This is a genomic window from Micromonospora sp. B006 (assembly GCF_003408515.1).
Lineage (GTDB): Bacteria > Actinomycetota > Actinomycetes > Mycobacteriales > Micromonosporaceae > Micromonospora > Micromonospora echinospora_A.
Window position 1 is genome coordinate 3,426,840 of record NZ_CP030865.1, and the last position, 11,961, is coordinate 3,438,800.

General features: G+C 70.6%; 12 protein-coding genes. 9 read left to right on the forward strand and 3 right to left on the reverse strand.

Annotated features, from left to right (window positions below; genetic code table 11):
- Positions 1 to 286: 286 nt before the first annotated feature.
- Positions 287 to 1,051 carry a FadR/GntR family transcriptional regulator gene (locus MicB006_RS15295; protein ID WP_225980768.1) on the reverse strand — a complete coding sequence of 255 codons (765 nt, stop codon included), beginning with the start codon at positions 1,049 to 1,051 and terminating at the stop codon, positions 287 to 289.
- A gap of 136 nt (positions 1,052 to 1,187) precedes the next feature.
- On the opposite strand from MicB006_RS15295, the gene MicB006_RS15300 reads away from it, so the two are divergent.
- The 8 genes from MicB006_RS15300 (at position 1,188) to MicB006_RS15335 (ending at position 8,976) form a co-directional block, all read left to right on the forward strand.
- On the forward strand, positions 1,188 to 2,474 hold the full coding sequence (locus tag MicB006_RS15300; protein WP_225980769.1) for a sugar ABC transporter substrate-binding protein: 1,287 nt from the start codon (positions 1,188 to 1,190) through the stop codon (positions 2,472 to 2,474).
- Positions 2,475 to 2,551: 77 nt separating this feature from the next.
- Positions 2,552 to 3,499 (forward strand): carbohydrate ABC transporter permease, encoded by a 948-nt coding sequence (locus MicB006_RS15305; protein ID WP_073831681.1) that lies wholly within the window; start codon positions 2,552 to 2,554, stop codon positions 3,497 to 3,499.
- Entirely contained in the window at positions 3,496 to 4,311 is an 816-nt protein-coding gene (locus MicB006_RS15310; protein WP_116506973.1) for a carbohydrate ABC transporter permease, read from the forward strand. Before MicB006_RS15305 ends, MicB006_RS15310 begins: the two co-directional genes overlap by 4 nt.
- A 7-nt stretch (positions 4,312 to 4,318) precedes the next feature.
- On the forward strand, positions 4,319 to 5,467 hold the full coding sequence (gene dgoD, locus MicB006_RS15315) for a galactonate dehydratase (RefSeq protein ID WP_116506975.1): 1,149 nt from the start codon (positions 4,319 to 4,321) through the stop codon (positions 5,465 to 5,467).
- A 5-nt stretch (positions 5,468 to 5,472) separates the two neighbouring features.
- Positions 5,473 to 6,096, forward strand: a complete 624-nt coding sequence (locus tag MicB006_RS15320; protein ID WP_225980770.1) for a bifunctional 4-hydroxy-2-oxoglutarate aldolase/2-dehydro-3-deoxy-phosphogluconate aldolase — start codon at positions 5,473 to 5,475, stop codon at positions 6,094 to 6,096.
- Between the two features lie 88 nt (positions 6,097 to 6,184).
- A complete protein-coding gene (locus tag MicB006_RS15325) occupies positions 6,185 to 7,138 on the forward strand; it encodes a sugar kinase (protein ID WP_116506979.1) in 954 nt (317 codons plus the stop codon).
- Positions 7,139 to 7,163: 25 nt separating this feature from the next.
- The gene (manD, locus tag MicB006_RS15330) at positions 7,164 to 8,393 is read left to right on the forward strand and encodes a D-mannonate dehydratase ManD (protein ID WP_116506981.1); all 1,230 of its coding nucleotides are present in this window, start codon (positions 7,164 to 7,166) and stop codon (positions 8,391 to 8,393) included.
- Positions 8,383 to 8,976 carry a gluconokinase gene (locus MicB006_RS15335; protein ID WP_116506983.1) on the forward strand — a complete coding sequence of 198 codons (594 nt, stop codon included), beginning with the start codon at positions 8,383 to 8,385 and terminating at the stop codon, positions 8,974 to 8,976. The genes manD and MicB006_RS15335 overlap by 11 nt, the downstream gene beginning before the upstream one ends.
- A 273-nt stretch (positions 8,977 to 9,249) precedes the next feature.
- On the opposite strand, the gene MicB006_RS32335 is transcribed toward MicB006_RS15335, so the two are convergent.
- Positions 9,250 to 9,687 carry a hypothetical protein gene (locus MicB006_RS32335; protein ID WP_225980771.1) on the reverse strand — a complete coding sequence of 146 codons (438 nt, stop codon included), beginning with the start codon at positions 9,685 to 9,687 and terminating at the stop codon, positions 9,250 to 9,252.
- Between the two features lie 122 nt (positions 9,688 to 9,809).
- Positions 9,810 to 10,718: a septum formation family protein gene (locus MicB006_RS15345; RefSeq protein ID WP_083297101.1), complete on the reverse strand. Its 909-nt coding sequence runs from the start codon at positions 10,716 to 10,718 to the stop codon at positions 9,810 to 9,812.
- Positions 10,719 to 11,051: 333 nt separating this feature from the next.
- Between MicB006_RS15345 and MicB006_RS15350 the strand changes: the two genes are divergently transcribed.
- On the forward strand, positions 11,052 to 11,396 hold the full coding sequence (locus tag MicB006_RS15350) for a hypothetical protein (protein ID WP_116506985.1): 345 nt from the start codon (positions 11,052 to 11,054) through the stop codon (positions 11,394 to 11,396).
- The last annotated feature ends 565 nt before the right edge of the window (positions 11,397 to 11,961 follow it).

The window sequence follows — 11,961 nt, forward strand, 5'->3', positions numbered from 1 at the left end:
CCCCATCATGCCCCGTCGGTTGATCTTGACGGCAGGGCGGGGCCGGGCTCGGTGCGCGGTCAGCCGTGGCCGGACGATGGCCGGGAAGACCGGGTTCGGCCGCAGCCCCGCCACGATCATCACCACGCCCAGGGACGACCAGGAATGCGTTCGCCCCGAATACAATGCACGGCCGTCTATTGACGGCGGACCCGTTCCACGCCGTTACACCGGGGTAGGACGCCGCTGACGCCCCGCCACCGCACGTCCGCGCTCCACCAGGCCAGCGGGGTGGGCGAGCGACGGATCAGATCAATCGCACGGGCTCGGCGGTCTGCTCCCAGAGGGAGCGCATCTCCTCGAACGCCTGCTCCATGAGCTGCACCATCGCCAGCCGGGCGCGCTCGCCCTCGTGCCGCTGGATCGCCTGGGCCACCTCGGCGTGCAGGCGCAGCGCCTCCTCGTGTGGATGGTGCGGCATGAGGTGGTGCTTGTGCCGGCCGGTCAGCACCTCGGCGACCAGGTCCTGCAGCCGGACGAACATCTCGTTGCCGGAGGCGAGCAGCACCCGGCGGTGGAACTCGATGTCCAGGCGCAGGAAGCGCTCCTCGTCGCCGGCCTTGCCGGCGGCCCACATCTTCGCCGCCAGGCCGACGAGGTCGCTGGCCTCGTCGTGACCGGCCCGGCCGGCGGCCAGCAGGGCGGCGTGCGGCTCGATGGCGGTGCGCAGCTCGGTGATGGAGCGGAGCTGGGCGAGCCGGCTGGCCGAGGCCAGCCGCCACCGGATCACCTGCGGATCGAAGACGTTCCAGTCGTGCGCGGGCCGGATCGTCACCCCGACCCGTCGGCGGGTCTCGATGAACCCGATCGACGCCAGGACACGCAGCACCTCGCGGACCACCGAGCGGGAGACCTCGTACCGGTCGACCAGGTCGTCGATGTTGAGGACCGCCCCGGGGGCGAACTCTCCGCCGCAGATGGCGGTGCCGAGGTGCTCGAGGACGCGGGCGTGCAGCCCGACCTCGGGCGGAGCGGGCTGGGTGCCGACGCCCCCGGAGGAGTGCGATTCCACGCCATGGATCATATCAGTTCGGTCAACCCCTTGAATAAATCAGCTTTTTCGACCTAGCATCCCGTGGTTAAGCGGACGTTACAGCGTTGTGGCGCTCTTCCCCCGGGGCGGCGACCACGAGAAATGGAGAGATGACGTGCAACGTCGATCGATAATCGGTACGTCTCTGGCCGTGGTGGTCGCCATGGGCCTGGCCGCGTGCGGCGGTGGAGAGGACAGCGGCGGGTCGAAGACCGTGCGCGTGACGCTGGTGAACCACGTCTGGACGGAGAACGTCAAGAAGGCGCTGCCGGAGTTCGAGAAGCAGACGGGCCTGAAGGTCGAGGTCACCCAGCTCGGTGAGGACCAGCTGTCCGACCAGTACAACGTCAAGCTGAACGCGGGATCCAGCGACCTCGACGTGATGATGTACCGGCCCCTGCAGGAGGGCAAGCAGTTCGGCAAGAACAAGTACCTGGCCGACCTGACCGAGCGGTCCAAGTCGGACAGCGCCTTCGATTTCAGCGACTTCCAGGCCGCCCCGGTGCAGGCCACCACGTACGACGACAAGGTGGTCGGCGTGCCGATCATCACCGAGTCGGAGGTGCTGTACTACCGCAAGGACCTGCTGAAGAAGTCCGGCTTCGACGCCCCGCCGAAGAGCCTGGACGAGCTCAAGGCGCAGGCCGCGAAGGTCGAGGCCGACAACCCGGGCGTCGCGGGCTTCGTCTCCCGCACCGGCAAGGCCGCCGCCGTCACCCAGTTCTCCAGCTTCCTGTTCAGCTTCGGCGGTGACTTCGTCGACGCCAACGGCAAGGCCGCGGTCAACACCGAACAGGCCAAGCAGGCGTACGCCTACTACGGCGGGCTGCTGCGCGAGCACGGCCCGAACAACGTCAGCACCGACATGAGCTGGTCCGAGGCCATGGCGATCTTCACCCAGGGCAAGGCGGCCTTCTACACCGAGGCCAACTCGCTCTACAAGAACGCCACCGACCCGGCCAAGTCGAAGGTCTCCGACACCGTCGGCTTCGCGCCCTTCCCGGCCGGCCCGGCCGGCTCGAAGCCCTACAACATCCCGTCCTGGGCGCTGGGCATCAACGACCAGTCGAAGAACAAGGACAACGCCTGGAAGTTCATCCAGTGGGCGGCCGGCAAGGAGCAGTCTCTGGCGCAGCAGGAGGCCGGCGTCCCCGGCGCACGCGCCTCTGTCTGGGCCAACCCGCAGGCCATCGCCACCTACCCGAAGGACCTCGCCGAGGCCACCACGGCCAGCACCGCCAACGGCGTCGGTCACGACCGCCCGCTGGTCGTGAAGGTCGCCCAGGCGCGCGAGATCGTCGGCCAGCCGATCGTCGACGCGATCACCGGCAAGGACCCGTCCGCCTCGGCGGACGCGGCGAACGAGGCGTTCCAGAAGTTCCTCGACGACGAGGCGAAGTAACCCGACCGCGGGACGGCGGGGCCGACCGGCCCCGCCGTCCCCGCACCGGGTCCCGGCCCTGACCACTCGGAGACCTCATGTCAGCCGTCACCACACCAGTCACCAGACCGTCGCAGGCCGGCCCGGCCCCGGCGGAGTCGGGCTGGTCGCGCTGGGCCAACGCGCACCGCAAATGGCTCTTCGCGGCCCCCGCCATGGCGTTCGTCGCCGTGCTGATCATCTTTCCGGTGGCGTGGACCGGATACCTCAGCCTCACCGACGCCGAGGGTTCGGTCCGCGCCGAGAGCGAGTTCATCGGGTTCCAGAACTACCTCGACGTGCTCGCCGACACCGACCGGTTCTGGCCGGCGGTGTGGCGCACCGTCCTGTTCACCGGCGTCGTGCTCGCCGTCGAGGTGGCGCTCGGCATGGCGATCGCCCTGCTGCTGTGGCGGCCGTTCCGCGGTGAGCGCTGGGTCCGGGTCGCCATCCTGCTTCCGCTGGTCGCCACCCCGGTGGCGGTCGGCATGATGTGGCGGCTGATCTTCGACCCCACCATCGGCATGGCCAACCAGGTGCTCAGCTGGGTCGGGATCGGCCCGCAGCCCTGGCTGTCCGGCCAGAACAGCGCCCTGCCGACGACGATGTTCATCGACATCTGGCAGTGGACCCCGATGGTAGTGCTGATCCTGCTCGCCGGCCTCACGTCGCTGTCGGACGAGCCGCAGGAGGCCGCCCTCATCGACGGCGCCAGCACCTGGCAGCGGTTCCGGCACGTCACGCTGCCGCTGTTGATGCCCACGGTGATCGTCGCGATCCTGCTGCGCGGCATCGATGCGCTGAAGACCTTCGACATCCTCTACGCCACGAAGGGTCGCGGCGGCGGGTCGTTCCACGAGGTAGAGACGCTCAACGTCTACGCGTACGGGCTGAGCTTCGACTACAACGACTACGGCGTCTCATCGACGGTCCTGATCATCTTCTTCCTGATCATCATCGGGGTGATGTGGGCCCTGACCTACCGCAAGAAGGGGCTGGACCGATGAAGCCGGGCAAGCCGTTCAAGGTCTTCCGGGCGGTGGCCCTGGCCGTCGTGGTGCTGGCGCTGATCGCGCCGCTGCTGTGGATGATCGCCGCGTCGTTCAAGACAAACGTCGACATCTACGACACCGGCAAGGCCTTTGTCTTCTCGCCCACCCTGGACAACTACGGCAACGTGCTCCAGCAGGCCAACTACGTCCAGTTCATCGGCAACAGCCTCTGGGTGGCGTTCGCCGCCACGCTCTTCTCGCTCATCCTCGGCGTGCCGGCCGCCTACTCGATGAGCCGGTTCAGCATGAAGAAGTCAGCGCTCGTGGTGCTCATGGCCCGGATCATCCCGGGTGTGTCGCTCCTGGTGCCCTGGTACTACGTCTTCTCGAACCTGCAGATGGTCGGCGGGTACACCGTGCTGATCCTCAGCCACATGTTCGTGTCGCTGCCGTTGATCGTCTACATCATGATGGGCTTCTTCGACAGCCTGCCGGAGGACCTGGAAGAGGCGGCGCTGGTCGACGGGCTGACCCACATCGGCGCGTTCCGGCGGATCACCCTGCCGCTGTCCGTGCCCGGCGTGGCGACCGCCGGCATCCTGTCCTTCATCTTCTCCTGGAACAACTTCATGTTCGCCCTGGTGCTCTCCGGCGCGGACACGAAGACCCTGCCCGTGGCGATCTTCGACTTCGTCGGCTACGCCAGCATCGACTGGGGCGGCCTGATGGCCGCGGCCACCGTGGTCACTCTGCCGATCATGGTGATCGCCCTGTTCGTGCAGAAGTACATCGTCTCCGGGCTCACCGCCGGCGCCACGAAGGGCTGAGGACGCCATGACAACGATCGCACGGGTGGAGACGTTCCTCGTCGCGCCGCGGTGGCTGTTCGTCCGGGTCGAGACCGTCGACGGGATCGTCGGCTGGGGCGAGGCGACCTGCGAGGGCCGCTCCGAGACCGTCCGCACCGCCGTCGGACAGCTCAGCGAGCTGCTGGTCGGCCGGGACGCGCTGCGGATCGAGGACCACTGGCAGGTGTTGACGAAGGCCTCGTTCTACCGGGGCGGGCCGATCCTGGCCAGCGCCGTCGCCGGGCTCGACCAGGCACTGTGGGACATCGCCGGCAAGCACTTCGGCGCCCCGGTGCACCAGCTGCTCGGTGGCCCGGTCCGCGACCGGATCCGGGTCTACGGCTGGGTCGGCGGCGACGAGCCCGCCGAGGTACGCGACCAGATCAGCGCCGCCGTCGAGACGGGGTTGACCGCCGTGAAGATGAACGCGTCCGGGCGGATGAGCCCGGTCGCCTCGGTCGCCGAGCTCGACGGCGTGGTCCAGCGGGTGGCCGCCGCCCGGGAGGTGCTCGGCGACGAGCGGGACGTCGCCGTCGACTTCCACGGCCGGTTCAGCCTGGCCACCGCCCGGCGGGTCGCCCCGCTACTCGAGCCGTACCGGCCGTTCTTCCTGGAGGAGCCGGTGGTGCCGGAGAACTCGCACCTGATCGGCGAGTTCGTACGCGCCACGACCACTCCGGTGTCCACCGGGGAACGGCTCTACAACCGGCAGGAGTTCCTGCCGGTGCTGCAGGCCGGCATCGCTGTCGCCCAGCCGGACCTGTCGCACGCCGGCGGCATCACCGAGGTCCGCAAGATCGCCGCGCTGGCCGAGGTGTACGACGTCCAACTCGCCCCGCACTGCCCGCTCGGCCCGATCGCCCTGGCGTCCTGCCTGCAGGTCGGCTTCGCCACGCCTAACTACCTGATCCAGGAACAGAGCATCGGCATCCACTACAACCTCGGCGCCGAGGTGCTCGACTACTGCCTCGACAAGACCCCGCTGACCTTCGTCGACGGGTACGTCGAGCGGCTCACCGCGCCGGGGCTCGGCATCGAGATCGACGAACAGGCGGTGCGGGCGGCGGACAAGCGCGGCCACTCCTGGCGCAGCCCCACCTGGCGGCACGCCGACGGCTCCTACGCGGAATGGTGAACAACATGACTGTCAATCTCGTCGCCGAACTCGCCGCCGCCCGGATTCTCGCGGTCATCCGGGGGACCGACACCGCGGGCGCGATCGCCGCCGGCACCGCCCTGCTGGAGGAGGGCGTACGAGTCGTGGAGGTGGCCCTCACCACGCCGGACGCGGCGCGAGCCGTCGAGGCGCTGCGCGCGGTCGCGCCGGCCGGCTCCCTGGTCGGTGCCGGGACGGTGCTCACCGCCGCGGACGTCGCCGAGGTGGCGGCGGCCGGCGCGCAGTTCGTGGTGACGCCCGCGGTGGTCGAGTCGATCGCCGAGGCGGCGCGGCTCGGCCTGCCCGTCGCCGCCGGGGCGTTCACCCCGACCGAGGCGTACACCGCGATGCGGCTGGGCGCGTCGGCGATCAAGCTGTTCCCGGTGTCGGTGGGCGGCCCCGCGTACCTGAAGGCGGTCCGCGACCCGTTCCCGGACATCCCCTTCGTAGCGGTCGGCGGCGTCGGCCTGGCCGACCTGCCCGGCTACTTCGCCGCCGGCGCGATCGCGGTCGGCGTCGGCGGCCCGCTGGTCGGTGACGCCGCCTCCGGCGGCGACCTCGACGCCCTGCGCCAGCGCGCCCGCGCCTACCTCTCCGCCGTCGCATGAGCCCCGCCGGCCTGCCCGTCGCGCACCCGCGCGACACCTGCCCGTCCGCCGCGAACCCGCGCGCCGGCGGCTACCCGGCCACCGCGTCATGACCGCCGTCGACCTGCTCACCTTCGGCGAGGCCCTGGTGTCGCTGCGCACGGCCGGGCCCATCGTCACCGGTGGCGCGCTCACCCCGCACCTGGCCGGGGCGGAGGCCAACGTGGCCGTCGGGGTGGCCCGGCTCGGCCACCGCGCGGCCTTCGCCGGCCGGGTCAGCGACGACGAACTCGGCGAGTTCCTGCTCCGGCAACTGCGCGCCGAGGGGGTAAGCCTCGAGCACGTGGTCCGCGATCCGGACCGCCCGGCCGGGCTGATGTTCCTGGAACGGCGGACCGCCGACCTGACCCGGGTGATCTACCAGCGGGCCGGCTCGGCCGGCTCGGCGGTGTCCGTCGAGGACCTGCGGCCTGCCCTGGCCGCCGGCGCCCGGGTGCTGCACCTGACCGGGATCACCGCGGCGCTGTCCGACGGTGCCCGGGAGGCCACCCGGTGGGCGGCCGTGACCGCCGCCCGGGCCGGGACGCTGGTCTGCCTCGACGTCAACCACCGGACGAAATTGTGGAGCCGGGACGCGGCGCGGGCCGCGCTCGCCGACATCGTCGGCCACGCCTCGGTCGTGGTCGCCTCCACCGACGAGCTGGACCTGGTCGGCACGGCGGGCGCGGACGAGTCGACCGTGGTCGCCGAGCTGCTGGACCGGGGCGTGTCGACGGTGCTGGTGAAGCTCGGCGGCGACGGCGCCCGCGCGTACACCCGGGAGGGCGTGCGGCAGGCGGCGGCGGTGCCCGTGACGGCGGTGGACACCGTCGGCGCGGGGGACGCCTTCACCGCCGGCTACCTCTCCGGCCACCTCGACGGTCTCGACCTGGCCGGGCGGCTGCGCCGCGCGGTCACCCTGGGCGCCTTCGTCGTCGGCGGCCACGGCGACTGGGAGACCCTGCCACGCCGCGACGAACTGTCCCTCCTGAACGACGTGCAGCCCGGCAGCACGCTGCGCTGACATCACCCCTGAGAAAGGCATCGGCATGAAGATCGTCGCCGCGGACGTCATCGTCTCCAGCCCCGACCGGAACTTCGTCACCCTCAAGATCACAACTGACGAGGGACTCACCGGACTGGGCGACGGCACCCTCAACGGGCGCGAACTGGCCGTCGCGTCGTACCTGGCCGACCACGTCGTCCCGCTGCTGATCGGGCGCGACCCGCATCAGATCGAGGACACCTGGCAGTTCCTCTACCGCTCGGCCTACTGGCGGCGGGGGCCGGTCACCATGGCCGCCATCGCGGCCGTGGACGTCGCCCTCTGGGACATCAAGGCCAAGGCCGCCGGAATGCCGCTCTACCAGCTCCTGGGCGGCGCCTCCCGGACCGGGATCCTGGCCTACGGGCACGCCTCCGGGCGGGACCTGCCCGAGCTGTTCGACTCCATCCGCCACCACCTGGAGCAGGGCTTCCGCGCCATCCGGGTGCAGACCTCGGTGCCCGGCATCAACGCCGTCTACGGCGTGGCCGCCCAGCCCAGCGTCGACGGCAAGCGCTACGACTACGAGCCGGCCCAGCGCACGCCGCTGCCCGCCGAGGAGGACTGGGACACACGCTCGTACATGCGGCACCTGCCGGGGGTCTTCGAGGCCGTTCGCAACGAGTTCGGCCCCGAGCTGCCCCTGCTGCACGACGGGCACCACCGGATGACCCCCATCCAGGCCGCCAAGCTGGGCAAGGCGCTCGAGCCGTACGACCTGTTCTGGCTGGAGGACTGCACCCCGGCGGAGAACCAGGAGGCGCTGCGGCTGGTCCGGCAGCACACCACCACCCCGTTGGCCATCGGCGAAGTCTTCAACACCGTCTGGGACTACCAGACGCTGATCCGCGAGCAGCTCATCGACTACGTGCGCTCCGCCGTCACGCACACCGGCGGCATCACCGCCATGCGGAAGCTGCTCGACTACGCCGCCCAGTACCAGATCAAGTCCGGCATCCACGGGCCGACCGACATCTCCCCGGTCGGCATGGCCGCCGCGCTCCACCTCGACCTGGCCATCCACAACTTCGGCATCCAGGAGTACATGCGGCACGGGGCGCTCACCGACGAGGTGTTCCGACAGTCGTTCACCTTCGCCGACGGGTACCTGCACCCGGGACAGCAGCCCGGACTCGGCGTGGAGCTCGACGAGGAGGCCGCGGGCCGGTTCCCGTACCAGCCGGCGTACCTGCCGTTCAACCGGCTCAAAGACGGCACGGTCCATGACTGGTGACCGTCGTCCGCCCACCCGGCACGTGGTGGTGATGGGCGTGTCGGGGGCGGGCAAGACAACGGTGGCGCGGGGGATCTGCGAGTTGACCGAACTGGTCTTCGCCGAGGCGGACGAGTTCCACCCGCCGGCCAACGTGGCCCGGATGCGCGCCGGCATCCCGCTGGACGACGCGGCACGCTGGCCCTGGCTGCGCGACCTCGCGGCCTGGATGGCCGGCCGGCACGCCGAGGGCGTGTCCACGGTGCTGGCCTGCTCGGCGTTGAAGCGCTCCTACCGGGACGTGCTGCGCCAGGGGCCGCCCAGCGTGGAGTTCGTGCACCTGGCCGGCCCGGCCGAGCTGATCCGGGCCCGGATGACCGGGCGGGTCGGGCACTACATGCCAGCCAGTCTGCTCGACTCCCAGCGGGCCACCCTTGAGGATCTGACGCCCGACGAACCCGGGGTGGTGCTGGACGTGGCCGCGGCACCGGAGGAGCTGGTCGTCGCGGCGGTCGACCGGCTCGGCCTGCCCCGACGGACATTCGTCGGCACCGGTTCACCCGGCGACGCCGACGGGAGACCGCGCGGGACGATGGCGCAGTGACCGCCAGGTCGGCAACGCGCTCGTCAGCACCGCCAGGGACAGGCAGAGCCCCACCACCCCGTCGGCCACGGACCGCGGCGCCACCAGATCGACCGGTACGCCGGCCTGCTCGGGCGAGGCCGGCACGGATGCTCAGCAGGCCGACGAACGCGACAACACCGCCGAGCAGCACCACCAGGGCGGACTCGGCCGTGACCAGCCAGACGACCTGTTTCCGGGTCGCACCGGCCAACCGGATCAGCCGCAGGTCTGCCGTCCGGCCGGCGGCGGCCGTCAGCAACATGTTCGCCACCGCGACGGCTCCGTAGCCGGCCGAGACACCGACCAGCAGCAGCGTGGAGAGCCAGACGAGGCGATCCTCGGCGCGGCCCGCCTCGGCCGCCCACTGGGACACGTCGACGATCCGGCTCCGATCGGAGGGTCGATCCGGTCCTGCACGTACACCGCGGAGGTGAGCGCCGAGAGGTCGTGCGCCCGCACCACGGATCGGGGCAGTAGCAGGTCGCCGGGGATCGAGTCGTCGGTGACGACCGCGACGACGCGCAGCGACACCAGCTCCCCATCGGCGAAGACCAGCGCGTACGGCTCGGCCGGCTGCCGGTTCGCCGAGGCCGGGAGGACGGCGGTGTCGTCGCCGCTCAGGTCGCAACCCACTACCAGCGAAGACTCCGACTCCATCAGGTACGGCTGGAGTACTAGGCGGGCGAGCACGTCCACCTCGCGCAGGCCGGCGCTGGTGTGGGCGCCATGAGCACCGGTCGACGGTGGGCGGGCGCACCGGCCTGGCTCACCCGGTTCTCCCGCCCGCCTCTGCCTCCGTCGGTGCGCCGCGTTCAGCGGACCGGTAGCGCCTTTGTGCCACCGCCCTTGATCGAACGGGTCACCTTCGTACCCCCCGACCAGTAGAAGCAGCGGATCCCCCGGTCACCGCGCGCCCACGCCTCCGCGGACGGCACCAGGTACGAGGTGCCCGTCCGGTAGCGCAGCACGCCGTCGACCGGGACCTTCGCGTACCGGGCCACGAGGATCCGGCACTTCGCGTGCACGCCGTCCTCGTCGCGGCCCGCATCCGCGTACGAGGTGCCAGGCGCCGTCCACGAGCCGACGTACTCGAACGTGTGCGGCCGAGCGCAGTCGGTCTGCTCGAAAGCGCCGTACCGGTCCTCGTTCAGGCACCCGAAGGCCAGCGGTGACGGGCCCTTCAGCGCATCCCGCAGGCTGCCGGTGTGCTGCACCGGGTGGTCGTCCGGATGCCGTTGCTCGGAGCCGCCATCGGCCGTGTCCAGCTCGAAGATGTCGCACCGGAACCAGCGACTGCCACCCTGCCACCCGCCTGGGGACGGGGGCGCGACCTGCACCGTCAGGCGAGCGCCCCGCCAGTCGCCACCGACGAACGCGGTCGCCTTCGCGTCGCATTCGGCGAACGCCGGTCGCAGCACCGCCGAACCCACCAGCGGCGGGGTTTCCCGCTCGGCTACCGCGCCGGTGAACGTGCCCAGGTGAAAGGTCTCCAGCAGGTGCTGCCGCGAGCAGTCGACCGGCTGGTAGCTGGTCAGGTAGCTCGACGGTTCGGCAATCACGTGGCAGTCGCCCACCTTCGGGGTGAACTGCACGGCCGCCGCGGCGAGCGGCCAGTCGTCGGTCAGGTCGCCGTCCAGCCCGGCAGGTGCCCCGCACCCCACCATCGCCACCACCGCCCCGGCCAGGGCGGCCACCGCCACCCGCACCACCCACCGTCGCAATTCACCCTCCCCGTCACGCTGGCGCAGCATATGCCACCCGGGGGCATCACCAGGGTCTCCATCCGTCGTGTGACATCCCGAGAAGGCCCGGCGCTGCTGTGCTCCGGTGGACAGGACGTTGATCCTGTCAGCCACGACACGCCGGTTAGGAGGGCGACGGCTTCGGCGCGCTGCCGCCCGCGTGCGGGTACGAGCTGCGCGGCGCGACCGGGCAGCTCCGTGCCGCCAGGCGTTACTCGGCGGGCTGCGCACCATCCGCAAAGGGCTGGTGCACCCGGTAGCTGACATCTGAGATGGTTTGCCTGGGACCGGTCGGCCGGCGCCGACCCAGCAGTGGTCACCGCCTGGATCGCCCAGACCCAAGCCGAACGCACCCGCGCGGAAGCCGAACTACACACCATCGCGCGCACCACCCCTCGCCGGATGAGCCGAGCAGAGATCAACGCCCTGGTGACCGCGCTCGGCGACATCACCACCGTGCTCCGCGACGCCGACCCAGCCGAGGTCTACCGGCAACTCGGACTCCGACTGAACTACCAGCCGGAAACGCAAACGGTGCACGCTGAAGTGGATCTCAGCGTGCACCGTGGGGTTATCGTTTGTGTCCGAGGGGCGACACGGCCCATTGCCCCACTGCCGATGACGCTCAGCGCAACGCTGAGGCTCGCACAAGCCTAGCTGCGGTGTGACCTCTTCGGGCTCGCCGAAGAGGTCACCGAGCACGATGCCCTGGTCAGCAGGCTTCGGGTGGGATTCGAGTCTCAGCCCCCGGGATGCATGCCGACGTCACCGCGATGGCATCCGGTGCCATGCGGTGACGCGACGAAGCCCTGTTGGCTGACGTCAGCGAGCTTCGAGACAACAGCCGACACCAGTCAAGCGGGGAGCGATGCGCGTGGCCACTTCGGAGTTCTCTGGGAGGTCGCACCGGATTCATCGCCCACATCACCGCAGGTCAAAGCCTTCCGTTCTGTCCGGCCTCGGTGACCACTTCGGGCGGGCGACGAGACCCCGTCGCTCCATCGCCCGATGGCCGCCATCAAGACTTCGAACTGTGGGACCCGCTCCTCTGGCCTTCATCCTGCGCGCCGCATGGGCCTGGCACCGGATCATTCGAGCCACCGCCGGCCGCGACATCGCCCAGGCACGGGTGTGACGCTCGAGGCAGGCCCGGTTGCGGGGTCGGTGACAGCGGCTCCGGCAACAGCGACCGCGAGCAGCAGCACGATCCAGAGCGGGACGG